18 protein-coding genes are annotated in these 19,527 nt (G+C 64.4%); 13 read left to right on the top strand and 5 right to left on the bottom strand.

All coding sequences use genetic code 11. The annotated features are described in order from the left end of the window. Positions 1–12: 12 nt before the first annotated feature. Positions 13–882, bottom strand: coding sequence for an SGNH/GDSL hydrolase family protein (locus tag BTHE68_RS23565; protein ID WP_162068707.1), 870 nt, complete (start codon positions 880–882; stop codon positions 13–15). Between the two features lie 71 nt (positions 883–953). Here BTHE68_RS23565 and BTHE68_RS23560 point away from each other — a divergent pair, with 71 nt between their 5' ends. Together BTHE68_RS23560 and dctA (BTHE68_RS23555) are read left to right on the top strand one after the other, a co-directional pair. After that, the gene (locus BTHE68_RS23560; protein WP_162068706.1) at positions 954–1,889 is read left to right on the top strand and encodes a LysR family transcriptional regulator; all 936 of its coding nucleotides are present in this window, start codon (positions 954–956) and stop codon (positions 1,887–1,889) included. 47 nt (positions 1,890–1,936) lie between these two features. Continuing rightward, positions 1,937–3,172, top strand: a complete 1,236-nt coding sequence (gene dctA, locus BTHE68_RS23555) for a C4-dicarboxylate transporter DctA (protein WP_502710608.1) — start codon at positions 1,937–1,939, stop codon at positions 3,170–3,172. 12 nt (positions 3,173–3,184) lie between these two features. Here dctA (BTHE68_RS23555) and BTHE68_RS23550 read toward each other — a convergent pair whose 3' ends face one another. Further along, a complete protein-coding gene (locus BTHE68_RS23550) occupies positions 3,185–3,967 on the bottom strand; it encodes a substrate-binding domain-containing protein (protein ID WP_162069165.1) in 783 nt (260 codons plus the stop codon). Between the two features lie 26 nt (positions 3,968–3,993). Continuing rightward, a complete protein-coding gene (locus BTHE68_RS23545; RefSeq protein WP_162068704.1) occupies positions 3,994–5,292 on the bottom strand; it encodes an MFS transporter in 1,299 nt (432 codons plus the stop codon). A 192-nt stretch (positions 5,293–5,484) separates the two neighbouring features. Here BTHE68_RS23545 and BTHE68_RS23540 point away from each other — a divergent pair, with 192 nt between their 5' ends. From BTHE68_RS23540 to BTHE68_RS23515, 6 genes are all read left to right on the top strand, one after another. Beyond that, positions 5,485–6,147, top strand: coding sequence for a GntR family transcriptional regulator (locus tag BTHE68_RS23540; RefSeq protein WP_162068703.1), 663 nt, complete (start codon positions 5,485–5,487; stop codon positions 6,145–6,147). A gap of 196 nt (positions 6,148–6,343) precedes the next feature. Next, positions 6,344–7,660, top strand: coding sequence for an MFS transporter (locus BTHE68_RS23535; RefSeq protein ID WP_162069164.1), 1,317 nt, complete (start codon positions 6,344–6,346; stop codon positions 7,658–7,660). Between the two features lie 141 nt (positions 7,661–7,801). Beyond that, positions 7,802–8,587, top strand: coding sequence for a short-chain dehydrogenase/reductase (locus BTHE68_RS23530; protein ID WP_162068702.1), 786 nt, complete (start codon positions 7,802–7,804; stop codon positions 8,585–8,587). A gap of 13 nt (positions 8,588–8,600) precedes the next feature. Continuing rightward, positions 8,601–9,734, top strand: coding sequence for a pyridoxal phosphate-dependent aminotransferase (locus BTHE68_RS23525; protein WP_061179411.1), 1,134 nt, complete (start codon positions 8,601–8,603; stop codon positions 9,732–9,734). A 19-nt stretch (positions 9,735–9,753) separates the two neighbouring features. Then, positions 9,754–10,635: an alpha/beta fold hydrolase gene (locus BTHE68_RS23520; protein ID WP_162068701.1), complete on the top strand. Its 882-nt coding sequence runs from the start codon at positions 9,754–9,756 to the stop codon at positions 10,633–10,635. After that, entirely contained in the window at positions 10,632–11,870 is a 1,239-nt protein-coding gene (locus BTHE68_RS23515; RefSeq protein ID WP_162068700.1) for a M20 family metallo-hydrolase, read from the top strand. The genes BTHE68_RS23520 and BTHE68_RS23515 overlap by 4 nt, the downstream gene beginning before the upstream one ends. A gap of 82 nt (positions 11,871–11,952) precedes the next feature. Here BTHE68_RS23515 and BTHE68_RS23510 read toward each other — a convergent pair whose 3' ends face one another. Then, the gene (locus tag BTHE68_RS23510) at positions 11,953–12,711 is read right to left on the bottom strand and encodes a GntR family transcriptional regulator (RefSeq protein ID WP_162068699.1); all 759 of its coding nucleotides are present in this window, start codon (positions 12,709–12,711) and stop codon (positions 11,953–11,955) included. 248 nt (positions 12,712–12,959) lie between these two features. On the opposite strand from BTHE68_RS23510, the gene BTHE68_RS23505 reads away from it, so the two are divergent. The 5 genes from BTHE68_RS23505 to BTHE68_RS23485 all read left to right on the top strand — a co-directional run bounded on the left by BTHE68_RS23505 (position 12,960) and on the right by BTHE68_RS23485 (position 18,321). Then, the gene (locus BTHE68_RS23505) at positions 12,960–13,229 is read left to right on the top strand and encodes a UxaA family hydrolase (protein ID WP_162069163.1); all 270 of its coding nucleotides are present in this window, start codon (positions 12,960–12,962) and stop codon (positions 13,227–13,229) included. A 48-nt stretch (positions 13,230–13,277) separates the two neighbouring features. Beyond that, the gene (locus tag BTHE68_RS23500) at positions 13,278–14,453 is read left to right on the top strand and encodes a UxaA family hydrolase (protein ID WP_061179400.1); all 1,176 of its coding nucleotides are present in this window, start codon (positions 13,278–13,280) and stop codon (positions 14,451–14,453) included. 185 nt (positions 14,454–14,638) lie between these two features. Beyond that, on the top strand, positions 14,639–15,946 hold the full coding sequence (gene dctA, locus BTHE68_RS23495) for a C4-dicarboxylate transporter DctA (RefSeq protein ID WP_162068698.1): 1,308 nt from the start codon (positions 14,639–14,641) through the stop codon (positions 15,944–15,946). Then, the gene (locus BTHE68_RS23490) at positions 15,943–16,977 is read left to right on the top strand and encodes an Ldh family oxidoreductase (RefSeq protein WP_162068697.1); all 1,035 of its coding nucleotides are present in this window, start codon (positions 15,943–15,945) and stop codon (positions 16,975–16,977) included. Before dctA (BTHE68_RS23495) ends, BTHE68_RS23490 begins: the two co-directional genes overlap by 4 nt. Positions 16,978–17,046: 69 nt before the next feature. Continuing rightward, positions 17,047–18,321, top strand: coding sequence for a cation:dicarboxylate symporter family transporter (locus BTHE68_RS23485; protein WP_162068696.1), 1,275 nt, complete (start codon positions 17,047–17,049; stop codon positions 18,319–18,321). 21 nt (positions 18,322–18,342) lie between these two features. Here BTHE68_RS23485 and BTHE68_RS23480 read toward each other — a convergent pair whose 3' ends face one another. Beyond that, positions 18,343–19,413 carry a LacI family DNA-binding transcriptional regulator gene (locus BTHE68_RS23480; protein WP_232078094.1) on the bottom strand — a complete coding sequence of 357 codons (1,071 nt, stop codon included), beginning with the start codon at positions 19,411–19,413 and terminating at the stop codon, positions 18,343–18,345. Positions 19,414–19,527: the final 114 nt, after the last annotated feature.

Here is a 19,527-nt window from a genome sequence, read left to right as displayed (position 1 = left end):
CGCTCGCCGCACTCATATGCGGTGCGCGAAACGCGTGGCGAGCGCGGCCCTGAAGCGGGCGGCGATGGCCGCGAAGCCAGCGCCGGTCGGGTGCAGTTCGTTGGCCCAGTCGCGCGCGTCGAGCGTGCCCTGCGTCTCGACCAACACCATGTCGTGGGCGGGGACGCTCGCGAGCCGCTGCAGCATCGCGCGGAATTCGACGAGAATCGTCTTGACGATCAGCGCGCCCGGCGCAAAGTCGGGCCAGCCCCGGTCGACGAGCGAGGGACGCAGCCACGGCCCCGCGAGATGGCAGGCCGACACGCCGGTGGGAAGCGCGAAATCGTAGGCGTGCACGAAGATCGGCGCGTCGGGCGCGAACTGATCGCGGATGCGGATCAGATCGAGATAGGCGCTTTCGACCACGCCGAAGATATGCGCGAGCCGCTGATCGTCGACGCCCCGTGCGGGATCGTTGCCGACCGCGCTCGCGTCGTTGAGCCAGAAACGGAACTGGTCGCCGACCACGTCGTTGCCGCCGCCGGAAAACAGCAACGCGTCGATCGGTCCGTTGGCCGGGTCCTTCAACTGGTCGATGAGACGGTTGCGCTTGGTCACGCCGAGCAGCGTCGTGGTCGCGTCGCTGTAGTGCGCGAGCTTGAGGATCATCGGCGTGGGCGTGCCCGCGGCGCGCAGGGCTTCGAGCACGTCGGTGGCGTGAAGCGGATCGGGCAGCGGGTAGTCGAACCAGGAATCGCCATCGCCGAGCAGGATGAGCGGCGCGGGTGCGCCGGTCTGAGCGCGCTGCGCTTGCGCCTGCCGCACCGCATGCTGGTGCGCCTTGACGCGTGCATTCAGATCCTGCTGGATCTGCTCTTGCCAACTTTCGTAGAGGTTCTTCATGGTGCCTCCGTAGCGAGCCGCAAACTCATGCAAAATACGCCGGTTCAATCGGTAATGGCAAGGAGCGCCTCGTGGGCGTTAATTTCGATCTAAATGATTTGCAGGCGTTTCGGGCCGTCGTCGAGCTGGGGAGCTTTCGCAAGGCCGCGGATGCGGTCAACATCTCCCAGCCCGCGTTGAGCCGCCGGATCGAAAAGCTGGAGGATGCGCTCGGCGTGCGCCTCTTCGACCGCACTACGCGCAGTGTGACGCTCACCACCGTCGGCCGCGTGTTCGCGCCGAGCGCCGAGCAACTGCTCGACGATCTCGATGTCGCGCTGCTCGGCATCCGCGATGTATCGTCGAGCCGCCTGGGTCATGTGACCATCGCGTGCGTGCCGTCGGTCGCCTATTACTTTCTGCCCAACGTGGTCGCGAGCTACCATCGCCGCTATCCGCGCATCCGGGTCAAGCTGCTGGACTCCAGCGCCAACGAGGTGCTCAGCACCGTCATGAGCGGCGAGGCGGATTTCGGCGTGAGCTTTCTCGGCACGCAGGAATCCGAGATCGAATTCAAGGTGCTGTTGCAGGAACGATTCGTCGCCGCGTGCCGGCGCGACCATCCGCTCGCGCGCAAGAAGCGCGTCACCTGGAACGAGCTTTATGAGCACGAGTACGTATCCGTCGACAAGACGTCCGGCAATCGTCTCCTGCTCGATCAGGCGCTTGCGGCCGTCGCGCCTCGCGCGCCGAGCGTGTGCGAAACGCGCCACGTCACGACGATGCTCGGCCTCATCGAAGCGGGACTCGGCGTCGCGGCGGTGCCGTCGATGGCCATGCCCGGACGCGATCATCCGGTCCTGACGAGCGTGCCTCTGGTCGATCCGGTGGTGCGCCGGCGCGTGGGCATCGTGCGGCGGCGCGGCAGAGCGCTTACGCCTGCGGCGCAGCAGTTCTACCGCGAGATCATGGAGATGAAGCGCAGCGGCGCCGGCAAGGGCGAGAGCGGCGACGGTGACGCATCGTGAGCCTGCCCTGGCCGTTCCGGCTGCTTTACGTGCAAGTCCTGCTGGGGATGGTGCTCGGCATGGCGCTCGGCCATATCTGGCCGCAGACGGGCGCGCTGCTCAAGCCGGTCAGCGACGCGTTCGTCGCGCTGGTGCGGATGATGATCGGGCCGATCGTCTTCTGCACGATCGTCTCGGGTATCACGTCGCTGGCGAGCGGCGCGGCCATCGGACGAACGATCCTGAAGGCGCTCGCGCTCTTCTACTTCCTGACGGCGGTTGCGCTGGTGCTCGGGCTCGCGACCGCCTACGTACTGCATCCCGGCGCGGGCATGCATATCGACGTGCGTCATCTCGATACGGGCATCCTCTCGCAGTACGTCAAACGCTCGCAGCCGCACGGGCTCGTCGAGTTCGCGCTCGGCATCATCCCGGAGACGATGCTCGGCGCCTTCGAAAAAGGCGAAGTGCTACCGGTTCTCCTGCTCTCGCTGCTCTTCGGCTTCGCGTTGAACTTGCAACCGCGCGCAGGCAAGCCGGTGCTGGCGTTCATCGACGGCATCGCGCACGCGCTCTTTCGCATCCTCGCGATGATCATGCGGCTCGCGCCGGTCGGCGCATTCGGCGCGATGGCCTTTACGGTGGGGCGCTTCGGCATCCGCTCGGTCGGTTCGCTGGGCATGCTGATGGCGTCGTTCTACGTGGCATGCATCCTGTTCGTCATGCTGGTGCTCGCGCCGCTCGCGCGGCTTCACGGCTTCCCGCTCTGGCGTCTGTTGCGCTATCTGCGCGAGGAACTCGTGATCGTCCTTGCGACGTCATCCACGGAACCGGTCCTGCCGCGCCTGATCGGCAAGCTGGAGGCGCTCGGCTGCGACAGGGGCATCGTCGGGCTCGTGCTGCCCGCGGGCTATTCGTTCAATCTCGACGGCACCGCGATCTATCTGACGCTCGCGTCCGTGTTCATCGCGCAGGCGTGCGACGTGCAGCTCTCGGCCGCGCAGATCGCGACGATGCTCGCCGTCATGCTGATCACGTCGAAAGGGGCGGCGGGCGTCTCCGGAAGCGGACTGGTGGCGCTCGTCGCGACCTTGACGGTGATTCCCGACCTGCCCGTTGCCGGCGTGGCGCTGCTGGTGGGCATCGACCGCTTCATGTCGGAGGCGCGCGCGTTGACGAGCGTCATCAGCAACGCGTGCGCGGTGATCTTCGTGTCGATGTGGGAAGGCGCGTGCGACCGCACGCGCTTCAAGTCGATGCTGCATGCCGGCGTCGCGCGTAATGCCGACGCGGCCACCGAATGACCGCGTGGCGGGTCAGTGCGACGTGACGGAATCGAGGCCGGTCGCCTTCACTTCCGGCTGAACCTCGGGTGAAGCGAGATAGTCGAGCAGCGCTTTCGCCTCCTTCGGATGCTGCGCGCCGACGGGAATGCCGGCGGCAAAACGCGTGACCGATTGCAACGACTCCGGAATCTTGCCGACGAAAGTCGCGCCCTTCACCGGCAGAAGTTCGCTGACCTGCTGAAAGCCGATTTCGTAGTCGCCGCTCGCCACCACGGACGCGACGGGAATGCGCGGGATCATCTTCGCCTTCTGCTTCATCTGCTCCTCGATACCGAGCCGCTTGAACAACTCGCGCTCGATATACACGCCGCTCGCGCTGTCCGAGTAAGCGACCGATTTCGCCCGCAGCAGCGTCTCCTTCAGCCCTTCGACCGAGCCGACATCGGGCTTCGCCGCGCCATCGCGCACGACCACGCCGATGCGCGAATCCGCCAGTTCGACGCGCGATCCAGGCACGACCTTGCCGGCCTTGATCAGCTCGTCGAGCGCATAGCCGACCATGATGACGGCGTCGGCGGGCTCGCCGCGTTCGAGCCGGTTGGGAATGGCCTCGGGCGATTTGCCCATCGACGGGCCGAGCGCCGTGTCGAGCGTGTTGCCGCTCGCGGCGGTGAATTTCGGACCGAGCAGCCTGTACGCGGCGGTGAAACCACCCGAGCTCATGACGTGCAACTCGGCCGCCTGCACGCCCGCCGACGCTACGGAAGCCGCGACGAGCCCCGCCGCGCATACCTTGAGAAGCAGATTCTTCATGGATGAGGACATGTGCGGTTGCGTGGTCAGTGAGCCGGTGACAGTGTCACCGGGCGGCGCCGGTAGAGCACGAACGTGGCGCACAGCGCGCATGCGGCGGCGAAGCTCATCCAGATGCCGGGCGCGGCCTTGTCGCCGGTAAAGTGGATCAGGCCCGTGGAGATGGCGGGCGTGAAGCCGCCGAAGATCGCCGTCGCCAGGCTGTAGGCGAGCGAGAAGCCCGCGACGCGCACGTCGGCCGGCATCACTTCCGTCAGCGCGACGACCATCGCGCCGTTGTACATGCCGTACATGAACGAGAGCCACAGCAGCACGAGCAGCATGTTGATGAAGCTCGGCGCATGCGCGAGGAACGACAGCGCCGGATACGCCGTCGCGATGGCGAGCACGGTCATGCCGAGCAGCAGCGGACGCCGCCCGAAGCGGTCGGAGATCACGCCGCCGATGGGCAGCCAGATGAAGTTCGACACACCGACGCACAGGGTCACGAGCAGACTGTCCGCCGTGCTCAGATGCAGAACCGTCTTGCCGAAGGTCGGCGCATAGACGGTGATGAGGTAGAAGCTCGTCGTGGTCATCGCGACCAGCATCATGCCGGCGACGACGATTCCCCAGTTGCGCATCAGCGTGGCGAAGACTTCCTTCATCGACGGACGATGCTGGCGCGCCTTGAATTCCTGCGTTTCCTCCAGATTGCGGCGCAGCATGAAGATGAACGGCACGATCATGCAGCCGACGAAGAACGGCACGCGCCATCCCCACGCGGCGATGGCCGACGTGTCCAGCCATTGATTCAGGGCGAAGCCGAGCGCCGCCGCCACGACGATCGCGACCTGCTGGCTCGCGGACTGCCAGCTCGTGAAGAAGCCCTTGCGGCCGGGCGTGGCCATCTCGGAGAGATAGACCGACACGCCGCCCAGTTCCGCGCCCGCCGAGAAACCTTGCAGCAGCCGTCCGATCAGCACGAGCGCCGGCGCGAGCAGACCGATGCTGGCATAGCCCGGCACGAACGCGATGAGAATGGTGCCGCTCGCCATGATCGACAGAGTGACGATGAGGCCCTTGCGGCGGCCCACGTCGTCGATATAGGCGCCGAGGATGATCGCGCCGAGCGGGCGCATCAGAAAGCCCGCGCCGAACACCGCGAAGGTCATCATCAGCGAAGCGAATTCGCTCGCGGCGGGAAAGAATACGTTGGCGATCTGGGTGGCGTAAAAGCCGAACAGAAAGAAGTCGAACTGCTCGAGGAAATTGCCGGCCGTCACGCGAAATACCGCGGCAGCCTTTGATTGCCCGGGCGAATGGGCAGGGGGGGATTGGTGCATCGAAATGTCTCCGAAAACCTGGAATGCGCGGTGCGCGCGGATTTATCTTTCATGCATGTTCGCCGCAAACGACTGAGACGATAAGTGCAAACTATCGAACGATTGATGTTCTATGGTTATCAATCGAACTTCCGGCGACTCATGCGACAATCATGGCCTGTGAAAATACAAGCATCGGGGCTGGAGATACACATGACCACGCGAGCGGACGAGATTCTCACGACGCTTGAGAGCGAAATCCTTTCGGGACGCTTGCCGCCCGGTTCGCGGCTGGAGGAAACCGAGCTTTCGGAGCGATTCGAATGCTCGCGCACGCCGATACGCGAGGCGTTGCGTCAACTGGCCTCCGAAGCGCTCATCACCATGCGCCCGCGCCAGCCCGCGATGGTCGCCGCGCTGTCCGCGCGCAAGCTGCTGGAAATGTTCCAGGTCATGGCGGAACTAGAAGGACTGTGCGCGCGCCTGGCCGCGCGCCGTGCGACGCCGCAGCAAATCGCGCGGCTGCGTGAAACGCAGGTCGAACTGCGCGGCACGCTCGACGCCGAGCAGGTCGACAGCTTCTACGAAATCAATCGCCGCTTTCACGAAATCGTCTACGAAGCGAGCCAGAACGACTTTCTCGCGGACCAGACCCGCGGCCTGCGCAACCGCGTGTCGATCTATCGGAAGATGGTCACGCAAAAGGTGCGGCGCCGCCTCGATACCGTCGACGAACATGAACAGGTGATCGCCGCCATCGAGCGCGGCGACGGCGACGCCGCCGCCAAGGCGATGTCCGCGCACGTCAACCTGCTCGGCGAGCAGATGCTCGACTTCATCGCCCTGTTCCCCGAACCCGCCGACGTGCCCGAATAAGGGCACGCTTTACCCTCCCGACATCGACGAAAGCCGCCGGCACACGCCGGCGCGCGCCCGCACGCTCAATTTTTTGAAAAACTCCTTGCAACGTATTTTGAATCGGTATTATCTGGATACAAGAACGCCGACTTGAAATACATTGAGCGGCGATTCCTCTGACATGACGACCGACGCCAAAGACAAGGAGCAGGTGATGAGCGACACGCTGCATGCCGCGAACGACGTAGGGCAAGCGCAGAAAACCGAAGACCGCGTGTACCGCAAGGCCACGCTGCGGCTCATCCCGTTCCTGATTCTCTGCTACGTCGCGGCGTATCTGGACCGGGTGAACATTGGCTTTGCGAAACTGCAGATGCTGAGCGACCTGCAATTCAGCGAAACCATCTACGGACTGGGCGCGGGCGTGTTTTTCATCGGCTACTTCCTGTTCGAGGTGCCCAGCAACCTGATGATGCAGCGCGTGGGCGCGAAGGCGTGGATCGCGCGGATCATGGTGACCTGGGCGCTCATCTCGGGCGCGTTCTTCTTCGTGCAGACGCCGACGCAGTTCTACGTGCTGCGCTTTCTGCTCGGTTCGGCGGAGGCGGGCTTCTATCCCGGCATCGTGCTGTATCTGATGCAGTGGTATCCGGCGCGCCGCCGTTCGCACGTGCTCGCGATCTTCATGGTCGGCATTCCGCTCGCCGGGATCATCGGCGGGCCGCTGTCGGGCTGGATTCTGGAGGCGTTCAACGGCTCGCACGGGCATCCCGGCTGGCGCTGGCTGTTTCTGATCGAGGCGCTGCCGTCGCTGGCGCTCGGCATCGCGGCGTTCTTCTATCTCGACAACAAGCCGTCCGAGGCGCGCTGGCTCACGCGGGAGGAAGCCAAAATCATCACCGACGCGCTCGACACGCCGGACCACCGCCATACGCGCATCTCGGAGACGGTCGGTCAGGTGTTCCGCGATCCGCGCATGCTGCTGATGGCGCTCATCTACTTCTGCGTGATCATGGGCCAGTACGGCCTGACGTTCTGGATGCCGACGCTCATCAAGGCGTCGGGCGTCTCCGGCGTGCTGATGATCGGCATGCTGTCGGCCATTCCGTTCGTGTTCGGCGCGATTGCGATGGTCTCGTTCGGCCGCAATTCGGACCGCACCGGCGAGCGGCGCTGGCATCTGATCGTGCCGATGCTGATCGGCGCGCTCGGCTACGCGATCACGGCGTCGTCGGGCTCGAACGTGCCGCTCGCGCTCGTCGGCCTGTCTCTCGCCGCGGCCGGCGTGCTCACGCCGGGCCCGCTGTTCTGGGCGTTGCCGTCCGCGATCCTCGCGGGAACCGGCGCGGCGGCGGGCATCGCGGCGATCAACGCGTTCGCCGGGCTGGCGGGCTTCGTGAGCCCCTATCTGATCGGCTGGCTGCGCGATCTCACGCATACGTCGGTCATCGCGATGTATGTATCGGCAGGCGTGCTGGTCGTCGGCGCAGCGCTGATCCTGCTGATTCCGGCGAAGCTCGTGAATCGCTGATCCGACGCGGTCTTTCCCGCTACAGACAGAACGGCATGCCGCCCCGCATGCCGTTTTTTTATTCCTGATCGACGTCTTTTGTATTTTTACATGCTAGTCTATGTATTCGTACACGTCGTTTATAAATACACGGAGCGATACATGGAACTGAACTTCAAGGGCAAATCGGCGCTGATCACCGGCGCGTCGAAGGGCATCGGGCTGGCGACGGCGTGGGCGTTCGCCGCCGAAGGCATCGAAGAACTGCATCTGGCGGCGCGCTCCGCCGATGCGCTGCATCGCGCGCAGGACGAAATCGCGACGAAACACGGCACGCGCGTGCACGTCTATGCGACGGATCTGTCGGTCACGCAGAACGCCATCGATCTGGCGCATGCCTGCGCAAACGCCGACATCCTCGTCAACAACGCCGCCGATTCCAGCCCGGGCCCGCTCGACAAGATGACGGACGCCGACTGGCGCGCGAGCCTCGACATGAAGATCTTTTCCTACGTGACCTTGACGCGCGAACTCTATGCGTCGATGAAGCGGCGCGGCAGCGGCGTGATCGTCAACGACATCGGTAACTCGGGCGAGAACTGGGACGCGAACTACATCATCGGTTCGACGGGCAATGCCGCGATGATGGCCTTCACGCGCGCCATCGGCGGCTGGGCGCTGGACGACGGCATTCGCGTGGTTGGCGTGAATCCGGGGCCGGTCGCGACCGATCGCATGGTCAAGCTGATGAAGCGCCGCGCGCTCGACTGGTACAGCGACGAAAGCCGCTGGGAAGAACTCTTCGACAAGTATCCCGGCAAGCGCGCGGCACAGGCCGAGGAAGTCGCCGATCTGATCGTGTGGCTCGCGTCGGAGCGCGCGGCGTACATCACGGGCACGATCGTCACCATCGACGGCGGCATCGCGTCGCGCCGCTCGATCATCTGAGGAGACCACGAACATGCGTCGATTCGAAGAACGCAACGCCTATTTCGACCGCCTTTGCAACAGCGAAGGCCTGATGTGGCTCGGTCAGAACACCAATCACTTCGAGCCGCATCCGGCCGTGCGTCAGGCCGTGATCGACGCACTCGACGGCGGCGAATATCACGCGTACGCGCCGCCGCTCGGTTTCGAAGCGCTGCGGCAACTGATTCGCGAGGACATCGGCCTGCCGGATGCATCGGTGATGATCACCGACGGCGCCGTCGAAGCGCTGTACAACGTGTGCCGCAACATCTGCGAAGCGGGCAAGGATTTCGTCACGACGAATCCGAGCTGGGCGTGGCCGATGCAGTTCGCCGCGCGGGCCGGTTCGCGCGTCATCGAATTGCCGATCTATTCGCCCGAGCAGAACTACAAGCTCACGCCCGCGCAACTGCGCGCGGCGGTGAACGAGAACACGGGCGTCATCTATCTCGTCGATCCCAACAATCCGCTCGGCACCTGTCATACCGAAGACGAGATCCGCGAATTCGCGGAGATCGCGCGTTCGGTCGGCGCGTACTTCATCCATGATGCAACGTACTTCCAGTTCGCCGATGACTTCACGCCCGCGTACCGTTTCTATCCCGAGAAGACCATCGTCACGTACAGCTTTTCGAAGTGGCTCGGCCTCGCGGGCATGCGTCTGGGCGCGGTGATCGCGCATCCGGATCTGATCGAGCGTTTCGCGTCCGCGCCGCCGAACAATCTCGGCAGCAACGTGTTGTCGCAGCGCGCGGCCATCGCCGGATTGCGCACCAAGAACGAATGGTTTCCGGAGATCAACCGGCGTCAGCGCCGCAACCAGGCGGCGGTCGTCGAAGCGGCGAAAAATGTCGAAGGCCTGAGCGTGCCGGTGTTTCCTTCGCAGGCGAACCTGCTCGTGGTCGAGACGATCGGCGCGGGCATCACGCCGGAAGCGCTCGTCGAAGCGTTTCAAAGCGAGCGCGTGATGATCCGGCAGGGCGCCTACCACACGAAACAGTTCGGGCATCGCTTCGTCAAGGTGAGCCTGACGGTGCCGGAAGCGTGGGCCGATCGCTTCTGCGAACTGCTGCCTTCCATGGTCGAGCGCGCGCGTTCGATCAAGGAACCTGCGAATCAATTCTGAATACCGACGAGGACGGAACATGCCGTATCTGACGACATCGGATGATGTGAAGCTGTATTACGAGGAAGCTGGCGTTGGCACGCCGGTTGTGTTCGTGCATGAATTTGGCGGCGATCTGCGCAGTTGGGAACCGCAGATGCGCTACTTCAGCAGACGCTATCGATGCATCGCGTTCGCGGCGCGCGGCTACGCGCCGTCGGACGTGCCCGACGATATCGAACAGTATTCGCAGGCCATCGCCGCGCGCGATATCCGCGACGTGCTCGATGCACTGGACATCGATCGCGCGCATATCGTCGGTCTGTCGATGGGCGGTTTCGCGACGCTGCATTTCGGGCTCGACTACGCGGATCGCGCGCGTTCGCTCGTGGTCGCGGGCGCGGGCTACGGCGCGGAAAAGGAGTTCGAAGACACCTTCCGCGAAGTGTCGCTCGAAGTCGCGAAGCAGTTCGAGGCGCAAGGCGCGGAGCAATTCGCGAAGACGTATTCGCTCGCGGCATCGCGCATTGCGTTTCAGGTGAAGGATCCGCGCGGCTGGCTCGAATTCGCGACGATGCTCGGCGAACATTCGGCGCGCGGCTCGGCGCTGACCATGCGCGGCGTGCAGGCGCGACGTCCTTCCATCTACGATCTCGAAACGCGGCTGAAAGCGATGACGGTCCCCACGCTCGTGGTCGTCGGAGACGAGGACGATCATTGTCTCCAGCCGGGCATCTACCTGAAGCGCACGGTGCCCGCGAGCGGACTCGTCGTGATGCCGAAGACCGGCCATACGTTGAATCTCGAAGAACCGGCGCTCTTCAATCAGCACGTCGCCGATTTTCTCGCGATGGTCGAGCAGAACCGCTGGCTGCCGCGCGACCCGCGCGCCGTGCCCGCGCAGATCATGAAGACATCATGAGCGCGAGTGCGTACGTCGACGAAAAGCGGCTCACGGAAAGGCTCGCCGCGATGGCGCGCATCGGCGCGACGGACAAGGGCGGCGTCAATCGACAGGCGCTCTCGAAGGAAGACGCGGCGGCGCAGCGCCAGCTCGTGCAGTGGGGCGCGGCGCTCGGATTGAAGCCGTCCGTCGATGCGATCGGCAACCTGTTCCTGCGGCTCGAAGGCGCGGATACGAACGCGCCGCCCGTGCTGTCCGGCTCGCATCTGGACAGCCAGCCGACCGGCGGCCGGTTCGATGGCGTGTACGGCGTGCTGGCCGCCTTCGAAGCGGTCGAGGCGATCGTCGCGTCGGGCGTGAAGCCGCGCGTGTCGATCGATGTCGTCGCGTGGATGAACGAAGAAGGTTCGCGTTTCGCGCCGGGCATGATGGGCTCCGCCGTGTTCGCGGGCGCTCGCGAACTCGACGCCGTGCTCGCCGTCGTCGACACGGACAACGTGAGCGTGAGGAACGCGCTCGCCAGCGTTCGCGACAGCCTGCGCGATGTGCCCGCGCGCGCGCTTGGCGGACGCGCGTCGGCGTATGTCGAGGCGCATATCGAACAGGGTCCGCATCTGGAGCGCGAAGGATTGACGATCGGCGTCGTCACCGGCATTCAGGGCAAGCGCACCTTCAAGGTGCGCGTGGACGGCGAAGCGGCGCACGCGGGCACCTCGACGCGCGCCGAACGCAAGGACGCGCTGCTCGCCGCCATCGCGATGGTGCAGGCGCTGGCCGACGCCTTGCACGACCGGGAAGACATCGTGAAATTCACGGTCGGGCGTTTCGACGTGAAGCCGAGCGCGCCGTCCGTCGTGCCGAGTTCGGTCGATTTCTCCATCGATCTGCGTCATCCGGATTCGCATGTCCTGCAGGCGCTGGGCGACAGAATCGCGGCGATCTGCGAGGCGCACGCGGGCGTGTGCGCGGTGCGCGTGACGGAACTGTCGACGGCGATGTCACTCGACTTTCCCGAACCGATGCGTGCGCTCGTCCGCGCTGCGGCGGCGCGGCTGGAGCTTGCGCATCGCGACATCCTGTCGACCGCGGGCCACGACGCGCGCTATCTGCATGGCGTGTGTCCGTCGGCGATGATCTTCGTGCCGTCGCATCTCGGACTCACGCATTGCGAGACCGAGTTCACGTCGTCGTCCGATCTGGCCGCGGGCGCGAAAGTGCTTGCGGATGTGCTGAGCAGACTCGCGTCCGTTTAGAACTTGTGCGTCATCCCGATGACGACACCGCGCGTGTAGGCCGCCTGTCCGTGGTTGTGGGTCGGACCGGCGGCCGCGCTGCCTACGTCATCGCGCCATTCTTCATCGTGCTTGCCACGAAATCGTATTCTTCCGTGTTGATATGCGTAAGCCGGTACTCGACCGGTTTCTGATTGATCGAGTAAGCCACGCGTTCGACCTCCATCACCGCAGCTCCGGCATCGAGCTGCAAAATCGCGCTTTCCGATTCGCTCACGCGCCCGACGCGCAAACGCTCGTCGGTGCCGGCCACATTGATGCCGAACGCGTCCTGATAAAAGTTGTAGAGCGTGTCCTGGCGGCTGCGCAGCGTGCTTTCGGTGAGTCCGGGAAAGAGCGTCTCGGGCAGCATGATGTGGTCGATCATGATTACCTTCTCATGGAGCGCGAGCGCGTTCGCGAAGGAATATAGCCGCGCGCCATCATCGATGCCGAGCCTGGCCGCAATGGCCGGCGACGCCTTCACTCTGCGGAAGTTGATCAGCGTGACGACGGGATAGGTGCGCTCGCCGTCGCGCCGCGTGACGCGAAAGTAGCGGAAAAAGTGGCGGTCGCGACGATGCATCGCCACGAAGGTGCCGAGCCCCTGATGACGGATCAGGATGTTTTCGGCGCACAACTCGTCGATGGCTTTCCTCAGCGTGCCGATCGACACGCCGAACCGTTCCGCCAGCTTTTTCTCGGACGGAATCACTTCGCCGCCCTTCCATTCCTGCACCGTCAGCGCAGCAAGCATGGCTTCCTTGACTTCCTTGTAACGCGTGCCGCCAGGACTGGTCGGCATGGCGGTGACTGTGCTCATCACGCCTCCCTCCGCTCTGCTTTATATGGCGCTCATTCTACCCGTTCATCGAAAAGATGTAACACATATAGATGAGTTAGTTGACATGGATGAGATGCAGGCCTAGTATTCATTTCAACGGCAGGCGCGACGCGTTTGGCCTCGCCGATTGACCAACCATGACGGAGGAGCACATGAGTTACGCGGCGGCTGGAGCAGGCAGTGCAACGAAGCAGGCGGCAAGCGGCGAACGCAGGACGATCCATATCGTGCTGCACGAGGCGAAGGACACCGTGGGCGTGGCGGTCGTCGAGGGCATCAAGGCGGGCTCGCAATTGAACGCCTGGATCATGGACGAGGATGAAGTCGTCACGGTTGCGGCAAAACAGGACATTCCCATCGGTCACAAGGTGGCGCTCAAGGATATGTCGGTAGGCGACACGGTGTTCAAGTACGGCGTGGATATCGGCAAGGTGGTCGCGCCCATCACGGCGGGCGAGCACGCTCACGTGCACAACATCAAGACGAAGCGCTGGTAAGCCCTGCATCGCAGCCGGCTACTTCCACCCCACATCGAGAGAGACATCATGAGCGTGCTTCAACTGGACACTACTTTTCGTGGTTATCGCCGTGAGAACGGCCGCGTCGGCGTTCGCAACCACGTCATCATCCTGCCGGTGGACGACCTGTCCAACGCGGCGGCGATGGCCGTCGAAAGCGCCATCAAAGGCACCATGGCCATTCCGCATCCGTATGGCCGCCTGCAGTTCGGCGCGGACCTGGATCTGCATTTCCGCACGCTGATCGGCGCGGGCAGCAATCCGAACGTCGCGGCGGTCGTGGTGATCGGCATCGAGGAAGGGTGGACGAAGCGCGTGGTCGACGGCATCGCGAAATCCGGCAAGCCGGTGATGGGCTTCGGCATCGAGTTGCACGGCGATCACGACACGATCATGCGCGCATCGAAAGCGGCCAAGGAAATGGTGCAGTACGCGACCACGCTCGAGCGCGAGGAATGCCCGATCAGCGAACTGTGGGTCTCGACCAAGTGCGGCGAATCGGACACGACCTCGGGCTGCGGCGCGAATCCCACCGTCGGAAACGCGTTCGACAAGCTTTACGGCCTCGGCAACACGCTCGTCTTCGGCGAGACCTCGGAACTCACGGGCGGCGAACAGATCGTCGCCGCGCGCTGCGCGAACGACGGCGTGCGCGAACGCTTCCAGTTCATGTTCGACCGCTATCAGGACATGATCAACCGCTGGAAGACCGACGATCTTTCGGAATCCCAACCGACCAAGGGCAACATCGCCGGCGGCCTGACGACCATCGAGGAAAAGGCGCTCGGCAATATCCAGAAGATCGGCAAGAAGTGCATGGTCGACGGCGTGCTCGACAAGGCCGAGGAGCCGACGCATTCGGGCCTGTGGTTCATGGACTCGTCGTCGGCCGCGGCGGAAATGGTGACGCTGTGCGCGGCTTCGGGCTTCGCGGTGCACTTCTTCCCGACCGGCCAGGGCAACGTGATCGGCAACGCGATCGTCCCGGTGATCAAGATCTGCGCGAATCCGCGCACGGTACGCACGATGGGCGAGCACATCGACGTGGACGTCTCCGGCATCCTGCAACGCGAGCAGAACCTCGATCAAACCGGCGACAAGCTGCTCGAATGCATGCTCGCCACCGCGAATGGCCGCTGGACCTCGGCGGAAACGCTCGGTCACCGCGAGTTCGTGCTGACGCGTCTGTTCGAGAGCGCGTAAGCCCGCGTGCGGCAGCGCGTGCGGCGGCTTCGTCGCGCCGCGCGCGCTGAAGTATCGAAAGCAAGAGCAATCAGAGAGAGATCCCCATCCGGCGCGCGCCGGTTCGCAAGCCGTCCCAGAAGCGGCGCGGACCGATATCGCGCCCCGGTCGTCATCTGGCAGCAGCGAGTGGAGGAGACACCATCTTGCGCGTGCTCAAGCATCTCTATGTCCAGGTCCTGATCGGCCTGGCAGCCGGCATTCTCGTCGGCTATTTCGCGCCGGCGCTGGGCGTGCAGTTCAAGCCGCTCGGCGATACGTTCATCCGCCTCATCAAGATGCTCATCACGCTCTTGATCTTCTGCACGGTGTCGGTCGGCATCGCTCGCATGGAGAGCCTGAAGCAGGTCGGGCGCGTCGGCTTCAAGACGATTCTCTATTTCGAGGTGGTCACGACCCTCGCGCTCGTGATCGGCATGATCGTCGCGAACGTGATGCATCCCGGCGCGGGTCTGGACATCGATCCGAAGACGCTCGATCCCGGCGCGGTCTCGCATTTCGTCACCGAAGTGCATAGCGCCGAGCACAGGAGCATGCTCGAGGAGATCGTGCCGAACTCGGTCGTGGGCGCGTTCGCGCGCGGCGATCTGCTTCAGGTGCTGCTGTTCTCGGTACTGTTCGGGGTGGCGCTGTCGCTGATGTCCGAGCGCAGCAAGTTTCTCTCGCAGTGCATCGAGCAGCTCGGCGACGCGTTGATGCGTATCGTCGAAATGATCATGCGGCTCGCACCGCTCGGCGCGTTCGGCGCGATCGCGTTCACGGTCGGCAAGTACGGCATCGGGACCTTGCAGCAACTGGGCCTGCTGATTCTGTGCTTCTACGCGACCAGCATCATCTTCGTCGCGCTCGTGCTCGGCACCGCATGCCGCTGGGCCGGCGTGGGGCTGTGGCCGCTCTTACGCTATCTGCGCGAGGAACTGCTGATCGTGCTCGGCACGTCGACGACCGAATCCGTGCTGCCGCGTCTGATGGAAAAGCTCGAACGGCTGGGCTGCCCGAAATCGGTCGTCGGACTCGTGCTGCCGACCGGCTATTCGTTCAACCTCGACGGCGCCGCCATCTATCTGACGATGACCTCGCTCTTCATCGCGCAGGCGACCAACACGCATCTCTCGCTGATGCAGCAGCTCGGCCTGCTCGCGATCTTGCTGGTGACATCGAAAGGCGGGGCGGGCGTCGCGGGCGCGGCGCTGGTTGCGCTGACGGCCACGCTGTCGTCGCACAACATCATTCCGGTCGCGGGGATCACGCTCATCATCGGCATCGATCGCGTGCTCAACGAGATTCGCGCGCTCGTGAACATGATCGGCAACGCGGTCGCGACACTGGTCGTCGCGCGCTGGGAAGGCGTGTTCGATGTCGACACGGCACGCGCGGTGCTCGCGAACCCGCGCGCCGCGAACGACGAAGAAGCGCGCTTGATGATCGAACCCGCGCAGGACATGCACAAATGAGCGCACATGACGACATCACCATACCGGTGAAGGATCTGCACGCGCTCGCCCGCGCGGCCTTGCTCGAAGCGGGCGCGACGCCCGCAACGGCTGAGGCGGCCGCGCAGGCGCTCGTGTATGCGGATGCGCGCGGCCTGTCATCGCACGGCGTGAGCCGGTTGCCCATGTATCTCGCGCAGTTGCGCAACGGCCGCGTCGATGCAGGCGCGGTGCCGCGCATCGTGCGCGACAAGGGCGCGGCGTTTCTCGTCGACGCCTGCGACGGACTCGCCTTCGGCGCATGCGAACTGGCGATCTCGACGGGCATCGCGCGCGCGCGGACCTTCGGCACGGCGGCGGCCAGCGTCACGCGCAGCCATCACTTCGGCGCGGGTGCGTATCACCTGGAAGCGGCCGGCGCCGCGGGCCTCGTCGGACTCGCGTTCAGCAACTCGCCGGGCGCGATGCCCGCGTGGGGCGGAACGCGTCCGCTGTTCGGCACCAACCCGATCGCCGCCGTGTTCCCGCGCGCCGATGCCGCGCCGCTCATGATCGATCTGTCGATGTCGCAAGTCGCGCGCGGCCGGATCATGGTCGCGGCGCGCGACGACCAGCCCATTCCCGAAGGATGGGCCACCGCGGCGGACGGGAAACCCACGACCAGCGCGCACGCGGCGCTCGAAGGCATGATGCTGCCATTCGGCGGCGCGAAGGGCGCGATGCTCGCGCTCGTCGTCGAACTGCTCGCGGCGGCGTTGTCGGGCGCTCAATTCGGCGCGGAAGCCGGCTCGTTTCTCACGGAAGACGGGCCGCGCTCGGGCGTGGGCCATCTCTTCTGGCTGATCGATCCCGAAGCGCTCGCCGGCACGACGCTGTATCAGCGCAGGATCGAGACGCTCGTCGAATTGATGCTGGCCGATCCGGACGTGCGATTGCCCGGTTATCGCCGGCAGGAGATTGCAGCGCGCAGCGAGCGTACGGGAATCGTGATGAACCGTGCCTTGCTGAGCCAGCTTCGAGCGCTGTCGAAGGAAAGAACCGACACAATATGAAATAGTCGACATTCCCGCTTTACCTTCTTCCAGCGATAAGAAACCGGCACCGATGCCGCGGAGACAAGCATGCGAAAAATCTTTCGTCAGATTTACGTTCAGGTGCTCATCGCAATCGTGGCAGGCGCGCTGCTCGGCCATTACTTTCCCCACTTCGGGCAGAGCGTCGCACCGTTGAGCACGGCGTTCATCAAACTGGTCAAGATGGTCACCGCGCCGCTGATTTTCGTGACCATCGTGCTCGGCGCGAAAGAGATGGGCGGCGCGGGTGCGCTGGGGCGCATCGGCGGGCGGTCGATCATCCTGTTCGAACTGACCACGACCATCGCGCTGCTCATGGGCTTGTGGGCCGTCAACTATATCCAGCCCGGCGCGAGCCTCAATCTCTCGCCGGCATCGATCGATGCGAGCGTGCTGAGCGGATACGAACGCTCGATGCATGCATCGGGCGGCGTCACCGAATTTTTTCTGAACATCATTCCCGATAGCGCGGTGTCGGCCTTCGCGCATTCGGACATGCTGCAGGTCGTGCTCTTCTCGACCCTCTTCGCGATCGGTCTGTCGCATGCGGGCAAGGCCGGCGAGCCGGCGTACAAGTTCTTCGAAGCGATCAGTCACGCGCTCTTCGGCATCGTGCGTATCGTCATGCGTGTCGCGCCGATCGGCGCATTCGGCGCGATGGCCTATGCCGTCGGCAAGTTCGGCTTCGCCACCATGAACTCGCTCATGATGCTGCTGATCACGGTCTACGTCGCGACACTCGCGTATATCGTGCTGGTGCTGGGCGGCATCTGCCTGATGTGCGACGTCAGCCTGTGGCGGCTGCTCAAGTACATACGCGGCGAGATCCTGCTCGTCATCGCGACGGTTTCGTCGGAAGCGGCGTTTCCGCAGCTCGTCAAGAAGCTCGAAGCGCTCGGATGTCCGACGGGCGTGGTCGGTATCGTCATGCCGATGGGCTATACCTTCAATCTGGCCGGAACGTGCGTGGCGCAGGTCATTTGCGCGGTGTTCATCGCGCAGGCCTTCGGCATTCAGCTGTCGGTGGCCGAGCAGGCGGTGCTCGTCGGCATTTCGATGCTGACGTCCAAAGGCATGGCGGGCGTGGCCGGCGCGAGCTTCATCTGCCTCCTGGCGACGCTCGCGGCGTTCAAGCACATTCCGATCGAAGGCGCGGCGCTCGTGCTGGGTGTCGACCGGTTCATCGCCGAAGTGCGCGCGACGACCAACATGATCGGCAACGCGGTCGCCACGGTGGCGGTCGCGCATTGGGAGCGTCAGCGCGATGACGTCTGCATGCGCGAGACGCTCGGCATGCGGCCGAAGGCGTCGAGCGCGTCGTGACCGTCATGAGCGTCGCGGCGATCAGGCCGGCGGCGGCCCGCTCGTGCCGCGCACCACGAGTTCGATCGGCAGGCACGCGTCGGCGGGAACCCGATCCGAGGCGAGCCATTCGAGCAGGGTGAGGGCCGCGCGCTGGCCCAGTTCATACGTAGGCAGCAAGACAGTGGAAAGACCCGGCGTGATCTGCGAGGAGATCGGCAGGTTGTCGCAGCCGACGATCGACAGTTCGCGCGGCACGTCGATCTTCATCGATTGCGCCTCGAACAGCGCGCCGAGCGCGAGGACGTCGTTGCCGCAAAAGACGGCGCTCGGGCGCGGGCGCAGTTGCATCAGATGCTTGAGACCTGCGCGTCCGCCATCGAAACCGAACGGCTGCTCGACGACATTGGCTTCCGGCAGGCGCAAGCCCGCGTCCGCGAGCGTCGTGCGAAAGCCATCGACGCGATGCCGCGCGCGGTCGTTCTGGCGCGTGAGGCCGGAGATCATGCCGAACGTCCGATGCCCGAGCGACAGCAGATGCTCCGCCGCGAGCTTGCCGACGAGGCGGTTATCGAAGCCGATGAGCGGCGTGGAAGCCGTGAGGAATTCGCCGGCGTTGACGGCGTTGGTCCAGGTGATGAGCACCGGAATGCGGCTTGCGCGAACCAGTTCCCATGTTTCATGGGCATGATCCGCGCCGACGAGCACGAGCGCATCGACGGCGCGTTCGAGCAGCGCGCGTGCGCTTTCCGTCTCCGCTGCAAGACTGTATTCGTGCGATGAGATCAGCAACTGGTAGCCCGCGCTGGAGAGCGTGCTTTGCAGGCCTTGCACCGCGCGCGCGAAGATGGCGTTGTCGAGTGTCGGAACGATCGCGCCGACCATGCGCGCCCGGCCGAGAGCCAGCGCCCGTGCGGCGCCGTCGGGAACATAGCCCAGCCGCGCAACCGCTTGCAGAATGCGCTCGCGGGTCGGTCCTTTCACCACCTCGGGGTTGGACAGCGCACGCGACACGGTTGCCGTAGAGACGCCCGCGAGCGCCGCGACATCGGCGAGTCTTGGTCTTTCGACGTTGCTCATGAACGGGCTTTTGTCCTGGGTCGAAGTCGTCATTGTATGAAGATCGTACGGTGCCGCGAATAGAGCATGTCTCTAGGTAACAGTCCCGATGTCATCGCAGAAAAGTCGATTTATTATAAATGCAAGCGCTTGCATCTAGCGCGTTAG

It is taken from the genome of Burkholderia sp. THE68 (assembly GCF_009938265.1).
GTDB lineage: Bacteria > Pseudomonadota > Gammaproteobacteria > Burkholderiales > Burkholderiaceae > Caballeronia.
The sequence above is the reverse complement of the archived record's forward strand: the minus strand, read 5'-3'. Positions and strand labels throughout refer to the sequence as shown.

Coding starts and splice junctions, on each gene's coding strand:
- BTHE68_RS23485 (WP_162068696.1), top strand. CDS start 17,047: ATGCGAAAAATCTTTCGTCAGATTTACGTTCAGGTGCTCATCGCAATC.
- BTHE68_RS23530 (WP_162068702.1), top strand. CDS start 7,802: ATGGAACTGAACTTCAAGGGCAAATCGGCGCTGATCACCGGCGCGTCG.
- BTHE68_RS23550 (WP_162069165.1), bottom strand. CDS start 3,967: ATGAAGAATCTGCTTCTCAAGGTATGCGCGGCGGGGCTCGTCGCGGCT.
- BTHE68_RS23565 (WP_162068707.1), bottom strand. CDS start 882: ATGAAGAACCTCTACGAAAGTTGGCAAGAGCAGATCCAGCAGGATCTG.
- BTHE68_RS23545 (WP_162068704.1), bottom strand. CDS start 5,292: ATGCACCAATCCCCCCCTGCCCATTCGCCCGGGCAATCAAAGGCTGCC.
- BTHE68_RS23525 (WP_061179411.1), top strand. CDS start 8,601: ATGCGTCGATTCGAAGAACGCAACGCCTATTTCGACCGCCTTTGCAAC.
- BTHE68_RS23490 (WP_162068697.1), top strand. CDS start 15,943: ATGAGCGCACATGACGACATCACCATACCGGTGAAGGATCTGCACGCG.
- BTHE68_RS23520 (WP_162068701.1), top strand. CDS start 9,754: ATGCCGTATCTGACGACATCGGATGATGTGAAGCTGTATTACGAGGAA.
- BTHE68_RS23535 (WP_162069164.1), top strand. CDS start 6,344: ATGAGCGACACGCTGCATGCCGCGAACGACGTAGGGCAAGCGCAGAAA.
- BTHE68_RS23500 (WP_061179400.1), top strand. CDS start 13,278: ATGAGCGTGCTTCAACTGGACACTACTTTTCGTGGTTATCGCCGTGAG.
- BTHE68_RS23515 (WP_162068700.1), top strand. CDS start 10,632: ATGAGCGCGAGTGCGTACGTCGACGAAAAGCGGCTCACGGAAAGGCTC.
- BTHE68_RS23540 (WP_162068703.1), top strand. CDS start 5,485: ATGACCACGCGAGCGGACGAGATTCTCACGACGCTTGAGAGCGAAATC.
- BTHE68_RS23510 (WP_162068699.1), bottom strand. CDS start 12,711: ATGAGCACAGTCACCGCCATGCCGACCAGTCCTGGCGGCACGCGTTAC.
- BTHE68_RS23480 (WP_232078094.1), bottom strand. CDS start 19,413: ATGACGACTTCGACCCAGGACAAAAGCCCGTTCATGAGCAACGTCGAA.
- dctA (WP_502710608.1), top strand. CDS start 1,937: ATGGTGCTCGGCATGGCGCTCGGCCATATCTGGCCGCAGACGGGCGCG.